Here is a 19575-nt window from a genome sequence, read left to right as displayed (position 1 = left end):
GCATACTTATCAAAAATTAATTTTCTTTTGTAGTAGCTTTTCTATTGCTCTCATTGTATTAAGTTCTTTTTTCTTCAATTTTACCCAAATGTTAAAAACCTATTACAACTAGCATATTTTTGAACAACTGATTGTTTTTAACTTGATCTACAGTACTGTTCTAATTTTTGCAAATATTGATCGCGATAATTGAAATTTCTAAGAACACTGGATTCTTTTATATTCAAATCAATTCTAAACAGAAGATTTGTATATGAATAGTCGCACAGAATACTTGTTTCATTCCGAATTTCCTGTCCATATGACTTTTTCGCAACAGGATTGGTTGTTATTGGCACAGTATTGGTATCCAATTGCTTTAGCACGTGATATATCAGAACAACCTCAAGCTACCATGTTATTGGATATGCCTTTGGTCATCTACAAATTTAATCATGAGATTATTGTTGCAAAGGATGCCTGCCCACATCGAGGCGTACCGTTAAGTCTTGGTACACATGATGGTCAAGGGGTTGTTTGTCGTTATCATGGTTTACGCTTTGGTGAGAAAGGTAAATGCAATCGAATTCCTGCCCACCCAAACCATAAAATATCTGATCGTTTTCACTTGAGAACTTATCCAACCATTGAACGATATGGATTAATCTGGTGCTGTTTATTGGCAGATGAACAAGATAGCCCAAATATTCCCGATATGCCTTATTGGGATCAAACCGAATATCAACAATTGGTTTGTCCTTGGGTTGATTTAAAGTGTTTTGCGGGTAGACAATTGGAAGGATTTATTGACGTCGCTCATTTTGCTTGGGTTCATGCTGATACATTTGGAGATCCAGAACATCCTGAGGTAGCTGACTATACAACTCAAGAAACCCATTATGGCTTCAGTGCAGATTATCTTAGTCATGTTGGACGTTATCCAATTGGCTTAGATCAATTCGGACAAGAAGGGTTCCAATGGTTACGTCATTTTGAGGTTCATTTACCATTTACAGCAACGCTCACAATACATTTTCCCAATGATTGCAAACAAGTCATCATGAATGCTGCCTCACCAATGACGGCACGAAGCACACGATTATTTGCCCCAATTTGTCGTAACTACGATAAAGATTTACCCATAGAAGAAGCCTATGAATACAACCTTAAGATTTTTGAAGAAGACCGCTTGATTGTTGAAACGCAGAAACCAGAATATTTACCTTTAGACCTGTCCATGGAAGCACACTTTCCTGCTGATCGCAGCTCAAGCATGTATAGAAAGCTGCTTAGAAAAGCTGGATTTAGTCAAATACTCGCTGCCTAGCTCAATTAAATATTAACTTTAAGAAAGAGGTCTTGATGACTTCTTTTAACTTTATATAAGTAGATTTCACCTTCTTTCATATTTAGAACTGAATAGAAGCGCTATTGAGAATGCTTAAATTTAATCCAAAAGCTTTTATTAAAATTGCACTCTTCTTTTAAACGATTAAAATGCATCTAACACAGATCCAATGAGGTGGTAGAACATGCAACAAATGTGGTCAGACATCGATGCTTATATCGAATCACATTTAATTCCTGAAGATCCGATCCTCACACAAACATTAAAAAATACTGCGGATAAAGGCTTTCCAGACCATCTCGCTGTTGCTGCAAATCAAGGCATGCTGTTGCAAATGCTGATTCAAATGAACAAATGTAAACGTGTTTTAGAGTTAGGAACTTTTGCAGCATATAGCACCATGTGGTTAGCGCGTGCCTTACCTGAAGATGGTTATATTTTAACAATTGAAGGACGTGATACGCATGCAGCTTTAGGTCAAGAAAATATTGACCTCGCAAAACTTAAACAAACTGTTGAATTAAAGTGTGGGCGTGCTGCTGATATTTTAAAGGCTTTGCCTGAAGATACCGCACCTTTTGACTTTATTTTTGTCGATGCAGATAAACAAAGTTATCCTGAATATTTAGAATTAAGCTTAAAACGATCACATTCAGGTACAGTGATTGTTTTGGATAATGTGATCCGCGCAGGAGATATTCTTGATCCAAATAACATTAAACCAAGCATTGAAGGCATTCGAGATATGTATAAAGCGATGCAGAATCACCCCCAAATTTTATCATGCACAGCTTTACAAACAGTAGGCAGTAAAGGGCATGATGGATTTGCAATTGCGATCGTCAAATAAATATTCAAATACCCTGCTAAATACAGATGTAATGACAAAAGACCGCCAGTTCAAAATGGTGGTTTTTTATTGCCTAATTTTCTACTAAAATTTAGATCATAATTTTTTTCTTAAAGTTATCCCCTGAACTTGTTTGTAGAATTGTGGATAACTTATGTATTACCAAATAACTCAATGAAAAATAATATATTTTAATGATAGATTAATTTTCAACCAGTTAAATTCATTACAGTTTCAAAAGCACTTGCTTTTAGAAATGCAAGATTTATTCAAAATTTTTTAATAGAAAAAAGCCATAAGTTCTCTGATTTATGGCTTTTTTCTATGTTGATAATCACAGGAACTTGGATAGAGAAAAATGTAATCAATATTCAAAAAAAGCTAATTTCATGATCACATTTTTCAGTCTCATTATTTAGTCACCAACAACGGAACAGCCGAATTCCTAAAAATTGTCGTTGTCACGCTGCCCAAGAAAAATTGATGTATTTTACTGTGGCTAAATGCGCCTAATACAATTAATTGGATTTGATGTTGATTTTGATAATCCAAAATATTTTCAGCAACATCCCCGTAACGATATTCAACAACAACGTCTAAGCCTGCATCTTTTAACCGTTGTGCGGGTTCATTGAGGATTTCAGGATGATCTCCCACATAAAGTAAATGGCATTGTAAAAGTTTTAATAAGTCACTTTTTTCTACACGTTTCAGCATTTTTTGGCATGCTTCAGAAAGTTCATAAGCAAAAATAAAACGTGTTGGTGGTTTAAAAGTTTGACCTACTGTCAATACCGTACTTTTAGCACCACGAATGAAATTCTCTACATTACTTCCCAGTGTTTTATTTTTTTCAGCTGAACGCTCGCCAACTCGACCAATGACTGCAATATCATCCTCAGTCAACTCATTAAAGCTTTGCTCAAGAAAATCACCTTTCGCCTGAATTCGCCCAGGGGTAATACCATACTTTTCCTGAATCATTTCAGAAATATGTTCAAGAAGATTATTACTATAATCGAGTGCTAATTCACTTTGTTTTTGCTCAAGTTCTGCAAGCTCTTTGAGTAACATTGCATTACTTTCAAAACCGATTACCCCACTAATTTCCCCTAAATGATAACTTGCAGGGTAATAGTCTAATACTTGCAATAAAACCAGTTGTCGACCAGTTTTCTGAGCAATCCAAGCTGCTGCTTCTGCCAATGCATTAATACAAGGAGAAGAGTCAATACAAGCAACTACTCTATTCATTTTTAACCTCACTTTGGCGATATCGCCTTGGGTCTATTTGATTTTAAATTAGCATAAGTTTCTATAAAATTGGACAGCTTTATGTAATTAATTCCATAATTTAATTATGTATTTGTACAAATTGTGCGGTTATTCACGGTAACGAATCAATTGCGCTGGATTGCCTGCGACGATTTCTCGTTCAGCAATATTTTTAGTTACCATACTATTCATACCCACTACAGCATGTGAGGCAATTTTAATTCCATCCTTGATGCCGACATGTGCACCCAACCAAACATCTTGACCAATTTCAATGCCCTTAGAACTTACTGCTTGTTGATAAATTGGTTGGTCCAACGCCATACCGTGATCAAATGCGTAGAGATGACAATAGGCTGCGATTCGTACTTGGTCATGTAATTTAATCCCTGCACGACCTCCATCTAAAATACAGTGATGATTAATCGCAACCTCACTGCCAATTTCTAAAGGACCATGTAAGGTACAATCAGCTGCAATAAAGGTATTGTCTCCAATACTAATTTTTCGTCCTGGCTCAGCAAAGATATGTGCAAGCGGAGATATAAAGCAATTTTCTCCGATTTCGACAGTTTCCATTTCCATTAAATATGTTTGATATTCTTGTTGCCACTGTTCAGCCCAAATTCGATTTTTCGGCTTAAGTGAATAATATAGCCAAGGCATATAATTTAAACGGTGTTTATGCTGTTCTCGATATTTTAATAATGGATCTTGTTCAGTCATCGCTTTCATCCATTAATTTAAGCTGTTCACGTCCGCGTGTCACATCTTGAATTTTTAAACGTAATGGATCGAGTTGATGTATTTGCAACAATGCTTCAACCTCGACACCTTCAGCAGTGTATTGTTCATTGTATTCAATATGTTGTGTGTTTAATTCATACTGAAATATTGCCCACTCATTGAATTGACATTGAAAATATATTTTTTTCTTTTCAATCAGTTCTATTTTTTCTGCCGAGAGCAAACATTGCCCTGCACAGCCACCATAAGCACGAACCAAGCCACCTGTACCTAACTTGATACCACCGTACCATCGATTGACCAATACAATTGAATTGGTTAAATCATTTCCTTCAATGGTTGCAAGAATCGGGCGACCTGCTGTACCTGAAGGTTCACCATCATCATTAAAACGTACATTATGTCCTATTTTCCATGCCCAGCACTGATGAGTGGTTGTAGGATCTAAATGCTTTTCTAAAAACATTTTAACCTGTTGTTCATTTTCAACTGGCGCTGCAATGGCTTGAAATCGACTTTTTTTGATCTCTTCTTCAAAAAACGTTTCGGATGCAAGTGTAAAAACCATAATGAAAATAAAACATTCAAACTCAATATGTTCTAATTATAACGTGGATTTTAAAAACATTGGGCAATAAAAAACCCTAAGCGAACTTAGGGTTTAAGCACAACTGGATGATTAGAGAACAAGTTGATGATTTTGAAGCAGGAGTTTCAAGATATCATCCTCTGTCTTGCCGTTAAATGCAGCACCTGATTGCGCCAAATTATCCAATTGAAGCAAATCAGTTTTTCCAGTGTAGGTAGTTCCTGCACCATCACGATCTAGGGTGAGTGTGACATTATTGCCATCAACTCTTACACCAAGATAGTTTTTCAAATAGTTTGCAGATGCTGTTAAATCAGTGGTGATATTTGCACTGTTAAAACCAATGAGCAAATCAGAGATATCAATGACATCTGCATTCGTATCAGTATTCACATTTCCAGCATGGAAATCTGTCCAGTGATCCGTACCATTTCCACCCGTTGCACTTGCATTTTCTAGTACATGATAAACAAGTACATCGGAGCCACCATTACCAGTGAAACTATCATTCAGCTCACCACTAATGAGCGTATTACGTAGAGCATCACCAGTCGTAACTGCATCAATCGTCACAGTAAGTGAAGCAATATGATCTTGACCGAAAACTGTCAGCTTATAATCAAATACCTCTTGACGACCAATTTCACCAGCCTTCGGTGTATAAACATAGCTTCCATCACTTTTCACGAATAGGCTGCCATAATCACCTTGTATGGTAATACCGTTGTACCCAACTTCGGTAAACTGACCATTCCCCGTATCTATGCTAAATTTAGCATAAGCATGATTATAGGTATCGTCAGTTAACATATTACCAGTGATAGGAGCAGCAGTTACTGGACCAATTTCATTATAGTGAGTAATGTCTTGCGCTAAGCTCACTGATGCCGTAAAACCTAGACCAATATTAGCTGAAGCAGATGCTTCGATTGTATATGTTCCTGGACCTAAATTAGGAATATCTACAGTAATAGAACTTCCAAGTGCGTTGAGAATAGGCTTCCCTGTTACAGTGCCAACAACCGTACCATTCTGATCTTTTACAGTGAGAACAACCGTTGGCAATATCGAAACTGAAAGTGCTGGAATATTAACTTTTACTACTACATGTGAAGAGTCTGTATTTGCGACGTTAAATGTTGTTGGGACATAAGTACCACCTCCACCACCTAATGTACCTGCAACTGCAAATGAACCTTGATTGGCTGCATTAACTGTTTGAACTGTATTTGTGACAGTACCAATTACCGCATGATCTGAATTATCAAGCACTACTGGAGCAGGAAGTGTGACATCATTTTGCGGATTTGTATTATCCCAAACTACACCAGAGTTATCACCATCGATACGAATATTCAAATTCGCTGTTGCTTCACTACCATTGAAGTCTCTAATCGTATAGGTGAATGTATCTACCTTACCAATATCCGCAGGATCACCATTACTTACATATTTATAATGTCCGTTTGGTGAAATATAAAGTGTTCCGTAAGCACCAACCACGACCGTGTTTGCACCAGATAATGTAACTGCAGGATCACCAACCTCATTGGCCACTTTAGTGACAAATGTTGTCGTATTTACTTCATCCGCACCGTCAGCGCTTGAAATAACATTTCCTTCTATGCTGCCTGAACCCAAATACTTGTTGGTTTGTGCTTGCATAGTCAACTCAACACCACCGAACAATTGTGCTGATAAGGTTGAATCCAAAAGATTTAATAGCTGTTGCAATAAACCTGCATCTGATGGTTTTTCTTGCAAAGCAATGGTATAAACACCTGGAGGTAAGTTATCTACATTAATCTGACCAGAATAATTAAATACAATACCCAACAAGCCTGGAGGAGTTAATTTCACTGCATCCTCTACAATGAAATACTCTTTTTGTGCTACACCATTCTCATCCAAATATTGGCGCTCAAGTACAGCATTGAAATATTTATCTGCTGTTCCTAATAAAGTACCAACAATCCCTCCAATTGCAGCGCTTACTACACTGCCACTTACATTGACATTAATACTGGAAGTGCTGTTCTCTTCAACTTCAAAATTAAACGGAACTGTATTACCTAAAGAAATATTTAGTCCGAGTAAATTTACGCCTAATAATTGAGAAGCTCGTCCTTCTACTCCTACATCATCACCCGCAGTTTCTTGATAATTTTTAACAGTAGCAAGATCATCATTTGCAACAACTTGATCAACATAATCTGGTGGTGTTAATTCACCTGGATCTGCTGGTGTTCCTGCAATATTTATAATGATTTGAGCCGTATCAGATGTTGCTCCATTAGACAGCTTATAATCAAATATTTCAGTTTTTCCAACAGCCGATTCTCCTGCTGTCACAGTATAAGTAAAGGCTCCTGTTAGTGTGTTAATTTCAAGACTTCCATACTCTCCTTGAATTGTAACACTACCTTGTGCAACAGGTGCACCATCTATTTCAGTGATTGAACCACCACCAATTACATCTTGACCATTTCCATTATCAGCAAAAACATTACCTGTCACTGCATAGTTCGCAAAAACCTCTTCAGTTCCAGTTACGCTAATATTTGTTTTTTCGTAAATCGTTAATAAGTTTGACAATAGAGGAGCAACAGCTGCATCAACAATGTAATCAACTACGCTAATTGGCAATACATTTAATAGTTGGTTAACGACACTTGAAAGCGGTAAACCGAGTGTATTTACAGGAATTAAAATTGTATTGACTAAAGCGAGAACTGGAGCACCTAATGGACCAAGTACTGCATTAATTGCTGCCTCGATAGCTGCCGCATTTGAAGCACCCAGAATTTCTCCTTCGCCACCAAGGTCAGTAATAGCAACGTCTTTGAGTAAAGTTGTTAGAGCACTATCATCAGCCTGAACTGCAACCGTATAATTACCCTCAGGTAAATTAGTGAAATCAAGCTTAATTGAGTCGTTACTATTCACGACACCAATGATTCCAATACCACCCACAGTGACAATACCACCTTGACTCGTACCACGTGCAACTTCCACTGGTCCATTGCTAGTTTGCTGATAAATAACAATCTGAACAGCCTCACCGACCGAAATCAGGTCTTGTTGTGAAACTGTGACAGAAATATTACCTGTCGCTCCCTTACCTGCACTTCCTGGTGTTTGTGGAATTGAGAAATTTAAACCAGTAGCATTATTCCCCAAGATATCAACAACTGCGATATCTGAACCTGCAACTTCAGTACGGTTTACTCGGACTTCCTGACCTAGATTTAATGCAAATTCATCATTTACAGCATTAAGTGGCGGAAGAACAATCGAACCATTGCTTACTGAAGTTGGTGGTAGTGTTGCTGCATCATTACCCGCAATGTCCTGAATCGCATTCGGATCATTAGCTGCTGTTGGATCGGTATAACCTACTTGCACCGCTTGACCTGCTGTCACTGGCGCACCCAAGGTTAACACCACACTACTGCCCACCACTAATACATTCGTGATCGCAACCACTTGACCATCCGCAGTCACTGCGAAGTCGCCTGCAACTGGTGGATTTAATGGATCAAGCGCTTCACTGTAGTTCAGCGTTAAGGTCGTACCCAATGGATCAACTGTCGCATTGACAAAGCTCGGTGCTGTGGTATCTCCGCCTGGAATCACCGAACCATTGCTTACTGAAGTTGGTGGTAGTGTTGCTGCATCATTACCCGCAATGTCCTGAATCGCATTCGGATCATTACCTGCCGTTGGATCGGTATAACCTACTTGCACCGCTTGACCTGCTGTCACTGGCGCACCCAAGGTTAACACCACACTACTGCCCACCACTAATACATTCGTGATCGCAACCACTTGACCATCCGCAGTCACTGCGAAGTCGCCTGCAACTGGTGGATTTAATGGATCAAGCGCTTCATTGTAGTTCAGCGTTAAGGTCGTACCCAATGGATCAACTGTCGCATTGACAAAGGTTGGTGCTGTGGTATCTCCGCCTGGAATCACCGAACCATTGCTTACTGAAGTTGGTGGTAGTGTTGCTGCATCATTGCCCGCAATGTCCTGAATCGCATTCGGATCATTACCTGCTGTTGGATCGGTATAACCTACTTCAACCGCTTGACCTGCTGTCACTGGTGTACCTAAAGTAAGCACAACCGTTGAACCATTCACACTCACACCAGTCACTGCAACAATCTGACCATCTGCTGTTACAGCAAAGCTGTTGATCAAAGGTAAATTAGCACTATCCAGATCTTTATTATAAGTTAAAACTAATTGAGTTCCTGTATTGTCCACTGTAGCACTAACAAAAATAGGGGGTGTAGTGTCTGTACCTGGAACTGTCGAATCATTGGTCACTGTTGTTGCAGGTAAGCTCGCTGCATCATTGCCAGCTACATCTTGAATCGCGTTGGTATCATTGCCTGTCGTTGGGTCGGTATAAGCTATTTGAACACTTTGCCCTGTTGTAATTGGTGGAGCTAAAGTCAATATAACGTTATTGCCATTAATTGATACGCCAGTAACAGTTACGGATTGCCCCCCCGCAGTTACAACAAAACTATCTGGTGTTGGTAAATTTGTCGAATCAAGAGCTTCACTATAGGTCAGCGTTAACTGTGTCCCACTATTATCAACATTTGCAGATTCAAATTGCGGGTTTGTTACATCCCCAGCAGTAATATCAAGAGCTTTAGGATTGCCCGCAGCATCTGTCACTGTCACTGTGACCGTTTCACCATCAGCCAATGGACGAGTCAGTTGAATATCATCAACCACGTTGTTCCCAGTAATCGTGCCTGTACCAATCACATTACCGTTGCTGTCAGTAATTTTTACTTGACCAGCTTCATTTGACGAGACTTCGATATGCGTCGCATCTTGAACCGTAGAAGTGATTGTTGGCGCAGTTACATCCCCAGCAGTAATATCAAGAGCTTTAGGATTGCCCGCAGCATCTGTCACTGTCACTGTGACCTTTTCACCATCAGCCAATGGACGAGTCAGTTGAATATCATCAACCACGTTGTTCCCAGTGATCGTGCCTGTACCAATCACATTGCCATTGCTATCGGTAATTTTTACTTGCCCTGATTCATTTGAGGTAACTTCGATATGCGTCGCATCTTGAACCGTAGAAGTGATGATTGGCGCGGTTACATCTCCAGCTGTGATTTCAATCGTTTTTGGATTACCTCCTCCATCTGTCACTGTCACTGTGACCTTTTCACCATCAGCCAAGGGACGAGTCAGTTGAATATCATCAACCACGTTATTCCCAGTGATCGTTCCCGTACCAATCACATTGCCATTGCTGTCGGTAATTTTTACTTGCCCTGGTTCATTTGAGGTAACTTCTATATGAGTTGCGTCTTTAATATTTGATTCAATAATCGGTGGTGTTACATCTCCTACCGTTATTACTTTTTCTGTTTGATTACCTGAAGTATCAATAACATCTACAATAATTTTGCTGCCATCAGTTAATGTAGTATTTAAATCAACATTTAGCTCCCCATTAGAACCAATTACTCCCTCTCCAATTGTTTGACCAGCTTCATTTTTTATAATAACTTTGCTACCTGGTTCATTTGAAACAATATGAACAGTGTTATTATCAACAATATTTACTTCAACTTCTGGTTTTGTAACATCCCCAACATTTATTGTTTCTGTTGTTTTATTTCCAGCATTATCAATTGCTGTAATTGTAATTTTTTCATTATCGACCAATGGTCTTGTCAAAGTAATATCCAGCGAACCCGCCTGATTTAATTGACCACTACCAATTGTTTTTCCAGTAGAATCAACTATGGTTATCTTACTTGCTTCATCCGCAGTTATTTTAATTTTTTGATTATCTAAAATCTGATGTGTTATTTTAGGAGCAGTCTTATCACCATTTCCAGAATGATTTGAACTTCCACCACTACTTCCTGCAGCTGCGGCTATACCTATAATTCCTGCTGCACCTGCAACCCATGCCCATACTGGTACTGCTGCATGCTCACCAACCAAATATTCATGAAAATCATTAATACCCAGATAATCAATTTTAGTCACAGTGCCATTTGCATCAAATTCAAGGAATTCAAGTAAATAATGTTTTCCATCTGAAGTTTCTATAGTAAATTCTTTTGGTTTTTCTCCAATAAAAAAGTCTTCAATAACAACTTTTTCTGCGCTTTGTAAATACACCTCCAGATTATTATTAACTTTAACAATTTTGGCTATTTCAGCACTATCTAAATTGACTTTATAAACAGCGTGATGTTTATTCACTAAATCCTGAGTCAGAATTTTAGCCGTTCCTTTTTCATAAATTGTGATGTTTTTCATAATAGTTCTTCCGTCTTATAATTCACTCTTATGCAAAAAAGATAAATAAGTGCGACAAAATTCACAAGTGTATAGTTTTAATAATAAAAATGAATAACATTATAAAAAATATTAGTTGTCTATAATAACTAATCTATTTAAAAGAATTTCGTGATGTGCTTATCATTTATTTATTTTTATTCAATATTTTTAGACTGTCTATACGCAATTAAATTTAATTATCTCTTTATATTCATCATTTGCTGCTGCTTTCATCATTTTTACAAATTTATTAATCTTTTATTAATAATCTTACATTCTGATAAAAACCATCTACAGCGTAAGCTGATTAACCATGATTTTTATAGACAAGTGATTTCCATTTAAAATTTACGGGTATTATTGAAACTTAAAAATTATTGATAAATTAAATTTTATATAAAAAATGTAATTTTTTTTATCAATGTAAATAATATTGCAAAAAAAACATATTATGCAAATTTAATAAATTAAGAATTTATTTTTATTTAACCAATAGTTTGTATTAAACAAAAAAAATGGAGTATAAAACTCCATTCTTTTAATAATATTAATTAAACAGTAAAATCATCACCCAAATAAACTTGACGTACTGTTTCATTTGCCAATACTTCTTCAGGAGTACCTTCTGCAATGACTGCTCCCTCACTCACAATATAAGCATGCTCACAAATTGCTAAAGTTTCACGAACATTGTGATCTGTTATCAAAACACCGATACCCCGGTCCTTTAACTGCCGAATAATATCTTTAATATCACCAACAGAAATTGGATCTACTCCTGCAAAAGGCTCATCCAATAGCATAAACTTGGGATCTGCTGCCAAAGCTCTTGCGATCTCAGCACGGCGACGTTCCCCCCCCGAAACACTCATGCCTAATGAATCTTTGATGTGGGTAATTTTAAAGTCTTCCAACAATTCTTTTAGACGTTGTTGTCGCTGTTGTTTATTGAGATCTTTTCGAGTCTCAAGAATTGCCATAATATTATCAGCGATCGTGAGCTTTCTAAAAATAGAAGCTTCCTGTGGCAGATAACCAATTCCTTTACGTGCACGTTGATGCATGGCTAAGTCGGAAATATCTTCATTATCTAAATGAATTTCGCCTTTATCCATACGAACCAAACCAACAACCATATAGAAGCTTGTTGTTTTACCAGCACCATTTGGACCAAGCAATCCGACTATTTGCCCGCTTTGCATACTAAAAGAAACATCTTTTACCACCCAGCGTTTACTATAAACTTTGGCTAAGTGTTTAATACACAGTGTTTGGCTTTGATTCGAAGCTGTCATTAATCACGTGCTCCAGGGAAAGACTTAGCACTGTTTGGTGGAATAATAATTTGCACACGTCCTTTAGATGAACCTGTTGTATTCGATGAACCCGAAGCTTCAACATCACCTTTGTTCATACTATATTTTAAAGTGCTGCTTCGAATACTTGCTCCATCTTGGTACAAATAAGCATTTCCAATCAGGTTGATAATACCAGTCTCAGCATTGTAAACAATTTTTTGTGCTTCACCGCGCGCCACGCCTTTTGCACTGTCTACCTGCTGTTGAAATTTTGCTGGTCCACCTGTCGCAGTAATAGTGCTAATTTGTTTACTTTTATTCAATTGAGCAACAATTGAAGACGCTTGTAGCTTCATTGTACCTTGTTCAATAATGACATTGCCGGTATAGGTTGTCACACCTGTCGCTTCACTATACGTTGCTTTATCAGCAACAAGTGAAATAGGCTGATTACGGTCTGATGGTAATGCAAATGCCGTTGCTGACAAGCTCAACATACTGATCGTACAGATCGCTTTTCTCAGGAAAGATTGTTTCAGTGAAAAGATCTTAATTAGGTACATACTTTCCTCGAATATTTGCAAATTCATATTGACCTTGGTTTAAATCAGCTTTTAAACCCTGACTAATAAATTCTGCATCAGGTGCATTGACATTAACTTGGTGAGTTGTTTCGAACTGACGAGTTTTAGGATAGCCTGTTAATTCATCTGTTTGAAATTCCATCGTCCCACGTTCACCAAGTTTAGTTGCTTTAACCTGTCCAGATAAAACAACCTTCTCATTGTCATTAAATCCTCTTGCTTCTTTGGCAAAAAAAGTTGAATCAACTTGATTTTGATTAAACATTGAAGCATTGAGATTGCTGAGTTTAGACGTTTTTCTTTGTAAATCTTGTTCTAGATGATCAACTTGAGCACGAACATAAAGATTGCCCTTTTCATCGGTCTGGACCAACTGAATACCTTCAGCAGAATAGGTCATGCTTTGTGCTGAATTTCCATCCAGCTTTTTACCTTTCCCGCTGTAATAGTAATAGCCACCACTAATTGCCGCAATGACAACAGCGGTCACATATAGAACCTTAGTATCCATAAATTATATTCAACATTTGATCAATCTGAATTTAAGCTATTAATGCGGTATAGCTGTATATTTTTCAAGTAGTTCTTGGTAAGTGCCTTTAGCCATCAGCAACATATCGCAAACTTCCCGTACCGCCCCACGCCCACCCATTGCTTGTGTGACTAAATCTGCTCGACGGCGAACTTCAACATGACCATTAGGTACTGTAACTTTCATTCCAGCCAGTGCAAATGCTGAAAGATCAGGCCAGTCATCGCCCATGTATAAACAATCTTCAGGATCTAAATTAAGTTGTGCACATGCTTCTCTAAGCGCAACACCCTTATCTTCTCGACCTTGGAAAATCAAATCGACACCGAGATCAGACATACGTTTTTCTACGATGTGACTTTTACGTCCAGTAATGATAATGACTTTAATCCCAGATTTTTGGACCAATTTCATGCCCAATCCATCACGAATATCAAATGATTTGATTTCGTCTCCAGAATTGGTCAAAGTCACAAAACCATCACTCAAAATTCCATCTACATCTAAAACCAATGCTTCAATATGACGCGCTTGTTCTAATAAAACATAAGAAGCCATTGATTAATTTACTCCAGCTTGAATCAAATCATGCATACTAATAACACCAATCACTTTATGCATCTCATCGACAACCACAAATTGACTAATTTTCTTTTCATTCATTTTTTCCAAAGCTTCCACAGCTCGTGCTTCTTTAGAAATCGTTGATGGGTTTTTAATCATCACCTCAGACACAGCTAAATTCACATCAAAACCTTGTTGCTTATCAATTAAACGACGCAAGTCACCATCTGTAAAGATACCCAATAAGGTGTCATTTTCATCGACAATCGTGGTTAAACCCAAACGTTTATTAGAAATTTCATACAGTACTTTATTCATAGGTGTATTGGGTAATACTTTGGGTAAGTCATTGCCTGTGTGCATTAAATGTTTCACATGCAATAACAGACGCTTACCCAACGCTCCAGCGGGATGAGACATCGCAAAATCATCCGCAGTAAAACCACGTGCATCTAACAATGCCACTGCTAAAGCATCACCTAATGCCAATGTTGCAGTTGTACTCGATGTCGGTGCTAAGCCCAATGGACAAGCTTCTTTAATATTTCCGAGCGTTAGCGCCACATCGGCATTTTGTGGCATCGGACCTTTATCATCACCACTGATGGTAATTAATGGAACTTCCAAATATTTAATGAGTGGCATCAGCATCATAATTTCATCACTCTTTCCAGAGTTTGAAATCGCAATCAGTACATCACCTTTAACCAACATACCCAAATCACCATGACCAGCTTCGCCAGGATGCATAAAAAATGAAGGCGTTCCTGTAGAGGCAAAAGTTGCAGCCATTTTCCGTCCAATATGCCCTGATTTTCCCATCCCAGTAATCACTAGACGACCTTGGCATTGCAAAATAATTTCGCAGGCGCGGGTAAAACGCTCATCGATTTGGGTCGCTAAAATTTCTAAGGCATGCTCTTCAATGCGCAAGGTTTCAAGCGCAACTTTTTGAAAATCAACATGATTTGACTTATTTTCAGAATTCAAAATGGACTTACCTTAACTCTAGACGAGTTTTGAATATCAAACGGAATATTTTTGCTATTTTAGCATAGCAATACAATAGCCTGCTTTCCTAAATGTATAAATTTCATTTTCTTAGAAAATTAACGTATAAATCTTTATGAAATATGGAGCTTAGGTTAAGATAAATCACCCTTTTGTTGAAACATTTAGAAAACCTATGCAACCATTTGTTCTTTACAACTCTGAGCAACGTAAAAAAGTTGAATTTGTTCCCCGTAAAGAAGGACATATCGACATGTATGTGTGCGGTATGACAGTTTATGATTACTGTCATATTGGACATGCTCGAGTGATGGTTGCTTTTGACTACATCATTCGTTTTCTACGCAGCCAAGGCTGGAATGTAAAATATGTTCGAAATATCACCGATATTGATGACAAGATCATTGCACGTGCCAACGAGAATGGTGAAAGTATTACGGCATTAACAGACCGTTTTATTCAAGCGATGAATGAAGATGCAGAAAATCTGGGCTGTCTACATCCAGATGAAGCACCCCGTGCGACCGATTATATTGATCAGATGCAAAATATGATTGGTCATTTAGTCAATAAAGGTGCTGCTTACCCTTCTGCAAATGGTGATGTGTATTTTGAAGTTGAGAAATTTGCCAAATACGGTCGCCTTTCTGGACGTAAACTGGATGATATGCAAGCTGGCGCTTCTGAGCGTGTCGATGTAGACGTTGAGAAAAAACATCCATTTGATTTCGTGCTTTGGAAACATGCCAAAGAAAATGAACCTTCATGGGCTTCACCATGGGGCAATGGACGCCCTGGTTGGCATATTGAATGTTCAGCAATGTCGACCTGCTGCTTAGGCAATCATTTCGATATTCATGGTGGTGGTTCAGACCTTTTATTCCCACACCATGAAAATGAAATTGCACAATCAGAAGCTTCTACAGATGAACAATATGTGAATTACTGGATGCATGTTGGTTTTATCAATGTAGATGGTGAGAAAATGTCCAAATCATTAGGCAACTTCTTTACCATTCGTGATGTGATGGAGAAGTTCCACCCAGAAGTGATTCGCTATTTTATTGTCTCTTCACACTATCGCAGCCCGGTGAACTTTTCTGACTTTGCATTAAAAGAAGCAAAAACAACACTTTCTCGTTTCTATCATGCATTTAAGGCATATCAGCAAGTGTATGCTGATCTATCTACAGATGTACTTGATGAAACATTTGTGGAACGCTTTAATATCGCGATGCGGGATGATTTCAATACTTCAGAAGCAATTGCAGTATTGTTCGAAATCATTAAAGAACTGAATCGTGCAGTTAAAGAAGAAAATGCAGAGCAAGCAACGCTTTATTATTCGACTTTACGCCATTTGACCAATATTCTAGGTTTAGTTCAGTACAATGTTGATGAGTTTTTAAAGTCTGATATTGGGCAAGAAGCATTAGGCTTATCTGAAGCTGATATTACAGATTTTATCCAGCAACGTGTAGATGCCAAAAAAAATAAGGACTTTGCGCGTGCTGATGAAATTCGCCAGTCTTTACTTGCTCAAGGAGTGGTACTCGAAGATACTCGTCAAGGTACAATTTGGCGTCGCGCTGATTAATTCAGTCATGTAGTATTTTCCAATAAAAACCTGATTAAGATCAGGTTTTTTATTGGCTTTATGTTTTTAAACAGATTTCATCGTTCCTGTTTCTTCAAACTGCGCATGCCAAGACAAAGCCTCACGTAAAAGATGTGGTGTTTGCCCACCTAATACACATGCCCGTTCAAAATAATCCGTCAATTCATTCCGATAAGATGGATGTGCACAGCATTGTATAATTTTAAGCGCACGCTCCCGAGGAGCTAATCCTCTTAAATCAGCCAATCCTTGTTCTGTCACTAAAACATCAATATCGTGTTCTGCGTGATCACAATGACTGACCATAGGTACAACTGAAGAAATTGCACCATCTTTGGCAATCGACTTGCTCACAAAAATAGCCAAATGGGCATGGCGAGTAAAGTCCCCTGATCCCCCAATACCATTCATCATTTTGCTACCTCCCACATGTGTTGAATTTACATTTCCATAAATATCAAACTCTAATGCGGTATTGATTGCAATGATTCCCAAGCGCCGAATGATTTCAGGATGATTCGACAGCTCCTGTGGACGTAACACGATTTTATCTTTATAGCGTTCAAAATTTGTCATCACATGCTTGGCACATTCATCAGACAAAGTCATTGAACAACCTGAAGCAAACTTCATTTTGCCAGAGTCAATTAATTCAAATGTACAATCTTGCAAAACTTCTGAATACATTTCTAAATCATGAAAGTTTGAATGTGCAAAACCAGCAAAAACAGCATTTGCAATTGAACCAACGCCAGACTGTAATGGACCTAAGTTTTCAGGTAAACGCCCAAGTGCTACTTCATTTTCAAAGAAGTGTATCAAGTGCTGTGCGATAGCAAGTGTTTCATCGTCTGCTTGATCCATCTTAAATGAAGTATCTGGAATATCATTCAAAACAATGGCTGAGATTTTACTAGGATCGATATGAATACCAAAAGTTCCAATGCGATCACTCACTTGAGTAAGAGGAATTGGATCGCGATAAGGTCGCTTCTTTGGAAGATAAATATCATGCACCCCTTCCAGTATCGTATGAATAGTTGTGTCAATTTCAACAATTACCTGATCTGCCATTTCAACAAAATTTGCAGCATTTCCACATGAACCTGTCGGAATGATTTGTCCATCTTCAGTAATCGCAGTGGCTGCAATAATCGCCACATTGGTTTTTGCTAAATTATGATGGCGAATATTATCTGCAACTTCAGATAGATGTTGATCAATATACATGACCTCGCCTGCATTAATTGCTTTGCGTAAAATAGGATCAGCCTGATAAGGGTAACGGCGTGCCAAAGCATGCGCTTCAGTTAAGCGACCATCTATACGGTTACCTAAACTTGCACCAGTCGCCAAAGTAATTTTCAAAGGATGCAGTTGCGCATAATCTGCCAATGCTAAAGGGACTGCTTTTGCCTCGCCTGCACCGCCAAAACCACTTACACCGACCACTGAACCATCTTTGATTAAATTCACAGCCTGTTCAGCAGACATTATTTTACTGTGCAGGCAATTTAAGCGTACACGTTCCAAACCATTAATCATTTAAATAAATCTCAAAAATATAAAAATAAAGCATGAAAGCGCCCACCATCCCTGCGAACAAGGATAGAGGAGATTTTGAATTATTCGTTTATGAAAGGGATAGGATTAAATTAATTCAATGGCAATTGCTGTAGCTTCACCACCACCAATACATAGTGCTGCAATACCTTTCTTACCACCAGTGCGTTTTAAAGCATGAATAAGCGTGACAATAATGCGTGAACCAGAAGAACCTAACGGATGCCCTAATGCACAAGCACCACCATGGATGTTGACTTTATTTGCATCCAGTTGGAAAGCATCTATCGCCAACATGGCAACCATTGCAAAAGCTTCATTCACTTCCCATAAATCAACATCTTCAACATTCCAGCCTGTTTTCTTTAATACTTTTTCAATCGCACCGACCGGTGCAATCGTAAATTCAGAGGGGTGCTGAGAATGTGTCGCATATGCTGATATTTGTGCCAGTGGCTTTAAACCACGTTGTTTGGCTTCTTCACTTGAGGTAATCACCAATGCCGAAGCACCATCAGAAATTGAACTTGAATTCGCGGCGGTAATGGTACCGTCTTTCTTAAATGCTGGACGTAAAGTTGGAATTTTATCTGCTTTGGCATTCAATGGCTGCTCATCTTGCTCGACCACAACTTCGCCTTTGCGAGATGATACTGTAACAGGCACAATTTCAGCTTTAAAATAACCATTATTAATCGCCGTTACCGCTTTATTCAAAGAACCTATTGCATAAGCATCTTGCTGTTCACGTGTATAGCCCTTTTGATCTGCCATTTCTTGCGCCAGAATACCCATGGACAACCCTGTTTCAGCATCTTCCAAACCTTCCTGAAACATATGATCAATGACTTTACCATGCCCCATTCGATAACCAGCACGTGCTTTTTCAAGCAAGTATGGTGCATTTGTCATAGACTCCATACCGCCCGCAACAACAATATTCGCCGAACCTGCCTTAATTGCATCAGCAGCTTGCATGACTGCTTTCATACCTGAGCCACAAATTTTATTGATCGTGGTTGCACCCGTTGAATCTGGCAATCCGGCTTGGCGCATGGCTTGACGTGCAGGACCCTGTTTTAGACCCGCAGGAAGCACACAACCATAAATCACTTCATCAATATCTGTAGGCTGTAAACCTGCACGGACAATTGCTTCTTTAATGGTAACTGCGCCTAAATCCGGGGCTGTACAAGCTGATAAAGCACCTTGAAATCCCCCCATTGCTGTACGTACTGCTTCAACAATTACGATCATTTTTATCTCCCTGTCCATTGATTT

The 19575-nt window shown here is 38.4% G+C and carries 14 protein-coding genes; 3 read left to right on the top strand and 11 right to left on the bottom strand.

Annotated elements, in window-relative coordinates:
* The first annotated feature begins 253 nt into the window (after nt 1-253).
* Both AC1Z3T_RS01885 and AC1Z3T_RS01880 read left to right on the top strand, forming a co-directional pair.
* Complete coding sequence (locus AC1Z3T_RS01885; protein ID WP_100885509.1) at nt 254-1306, top strand: Rieske 2Fe-2S domain-containing protein; 1053 nt, start codon at nt 254-256, stop codon at nt 1304-1306.
* A 205-nt stretch (nt 1307-1511) separates the two neighbouring features.
* Entirely contained in the window at nt 1512-2177 is a 666-nt protein-coding gene (locus tag AC1Z3T_RS01880) for an O-methyltransferase (protein WP_004824548.1), read from the top strand.
* 411 nt (nt 2178-2588) lie between these two features.
* On the opposite strand, the gene AC1Z3T_RS01875 is transcribed toward AC1Z3T_RS01880, so the two are convergent.
* From AC1Z3T_RS01875 to AC1Z3T_RS01835, 9 genes are all read right to left on the bottom strand, one after another.
* A complete protein-coding gene (locus tag AC1Z3T_RS01875) occupies nt 2589-3431 on the bottom strand; it encodes a universal stress protein (RefSeq protein WP_004824550.1) in 843 nt (280 codons plus the stop codon).
* Between the two features lie 129 nt (nt 3432-3560).
* Nucleotides 3561-4178 (bottom strand): acyltransferase, encoded by a 618-nt coding sequence (locus tag AC1Z3T_RS01870; protein WP_004824551.1) that lies wholly within the window; start codon nt 4176-4178, stop codon nt 3561-3563.
* A complete protein-coding gene (locus AC1Z3T_RS01865; protein WP_100885510.1) occupies nt 4171-4767 on the bottom strand; it encodes an IMPACT family protein in 597 nt (198 codons plus the stop codon). Before AC1Z3T_RS01865 ends, AC1Z3T_RS01870 begins: the two co-directional genes overlap by 8 nt.
* Nucleotides 4768-4878: 111 nt before the next feature.
* Nucleotides 4879-11103, bottom strand: a complete 6225-nt coding sequence (locus AC1Z3T_RS01860) for a BapA/Bap/LapF family large adhesin (RefSeq protein WP_483396449.1) — start codon at nt 11101-11103, stop codon at nt 4879-4881.
* 572 nt (nt 11104-11675) lie between these two features.
* Complete coding sequence (gene lptB, locus AC1Z3T_RS01855; RefSeq protein WP_004824561.1) at nt 11676-12419, bottom strand: LPS export ABC transporter ATP-binding protein; 744 nt, start codon at nt 12417-12419, stop codon at nt 11676-11678.
* Nucleotides 12419-12985, bottom strand: coding sequence for a lipopolysaccharide transport periplasmic protein LptA (lptA, locus tag AC1Z3T_RS01850; RefSeq protein ID WP_004824563.1), 567 nt, complete (start codon nt 12983-12985; stop codon nt 12419-12421). The genes lptB and lptA overlap by 1 nt, the downstream gene beginning before the upstream one ends.
* Nucleotides 12972-13517 (bottom strand): LPS export ABC transporter periplasmic protein LptC, encoded by a 546-nt coding sequence (gene lptC, locus AC1Z3T_RS01845; protein ID WP_100885512.1) that lies wholly within the window; start codon nt 13515-13517, stop codon nt 12972-12974. The genes lptA and lptC overlap by 14 nt, the downstream gene beginning before the upstream one ends.
* A 39-nt stretch (nt 13518-13556) precedes the next feature.
* Entirely contained in the window at nt 13557-14096 is a 540-nt protein-coding gene (locus AC1Z3T_RS01840) for a KdsC family phosphatase (protein ID WP_004824568.1), read from the bottom strand.
* Between the two features lie 3 nt (nt 14097-14099).
* Nucleotides 14100-15092 (bottom strand): KpsF/GutQ family sugar-phosphate isomerase, encoded by a 993-nt coding sequence (locus AC1Z3T_RS01835; protein WP_005032317.1) that lies wholly within the window; start codon nt 15090-15092, stop codon nt 14100-14102.
* 196 nt (nt 15093-15288) lie between these two features.
* Between AC1Z3T_RS01835 and cysS the strand changes: the two genes are divergently transcribed.
* Nucleotides 15289-16710, top strand: coding sequence for a cysteine--tRNA ligase (gene cysS, locus AC1Z3T_RS01830; protein WP_009584517.1), 1422 nt, complete (start codon nt 15289-15291; stop codon nt 16708-16710).
* Between the two features lie 66 nt (nt 16711-16776).
* On the opposite strand, the gene scpC is transcribed toward cysS, so the two are convergent.
* Nucleotides 16777-18276: a succinyl-CoA:acetate CoA-transferase ScpC gene (scpC, locus tag AC1Z3T_RS01825; protein WP_100885513.1), complete on the bottom strand. Its 1500-nt coding sequence runs from the start codon at nt 18274-18276 to the stop codon at nt 16777-16779.
* Nucleotides 18277-18381: 105 nt separating this feature from the next.
* Nucleotides 18382-19557, bottom strand: coding sequence for a thiolase family protein (locus AC1Z3T_RS01820; RefSeq protein WP_171067112.1), 1176 nt, complete (start codon nt 19555-19557; stop codon nt 18382-18384).
* Between the last annotated feature and the right edge of the window lie 18 nt (nt 19558-19575).

The sequence above is a fragment of the Acinetobacter sp. B-6 genome, from assembly GCF_056930735.1.
Note: the sequence above shows the minus strand (reverse complement) of the source record. Positions and strands in the feature narration are given on the sequence as shown.

What these genes read in the sequence shown, in the direction of transcription:
- AC1Z3T_RS01870 (WP_004824551.1), bottom strand. Translation starts at nt 4,178, where the DNA reads ATGACTGAACAAGATCCATTATTAAAATATCGAGAACAGCATAAACAC.
- scpC (WP_100885513.1), bottom strand. Translation starts at nt 18,276, where the DNA reads ATGATTAATGGTTTGGAACGTGTACGCTTAAATTGCCTGCACAGTAAA.
- AC1Z3T_RS01885 (WP_100885509.1), top strand. Translation starts at nt 254, where the DNA reads ATGAATAGTCGCACAGAATACTTGTTTCATTCCGAATTTCCTGTCCAT.
- AC1Z3T_RS01875 (WP_004824550.1), bottom strand. Translation starts at nt 3,431, where the DNA reads ATGAATAGAGTAGTTGCTTGTATTGACTCTTCTCCTTGTATTAATGCA.
- AC1Z3T_RS01860 (WP_483396449.1), bottom strand. Translation starts at nt 11,103, where the DNA reads ATGAAAAACATCACAATTTATGAAAAAGGAACGGCTAAAATTCTGACT.
- AC1Z3T_RS01880 (WP_004824548.1), top strand. Translation starts at nt 1,512, where the DNA reads ATGCAACAAATGTGGTCAGACATCGATGCTTATATCGAATCACATTTA.
- lptC (WP_100885512.1), bottom strand. Translation starts at nt 13,517, where the DNA reads ATGGATACTAAGGTTCTATATGTGACCGCTGTTGTCATTGCGGCAATT.
- lptB (WP_004824561.1), bottom strand. Translation starts at nt 12,419, where the DNA reads ATGACAGCTTCGAATCAAAGCCAAACACTGTGTATTAAACACTTAGCC.
- cysS (WP_009584517.1), top strand. Translation starts at nt 15,289, where the DNA reads ATGCAACCATTTGTTCTTTACAACTCTGAGCAACGTAAAAAAGTTGAA.
- AC1Z3T_RS01865 (WP_100885510.1), bottom strand. Translation starts at nt 4,767, where the DNA reads ATGGTTTTTACACTTGCATCCGAAACGTTTTTTGAAGAAGAGATCAAA.
- lptA (WP_004824563.1), bottom strand. Translation starts at nt 12,985, where the DNA reads ATGTACCTAATTAAGATCTTTTCACTGAAACAATCTTTCCTGAGAAAA.
- AC1Z3T_RS01840 (WP_004824568.1), bottom strand. Translation starts at nt 14,096, where the DNA reads ATGGCTTCTTATGTTTTATTAGAACAAGCGCGTCATATTGAAGCATTG.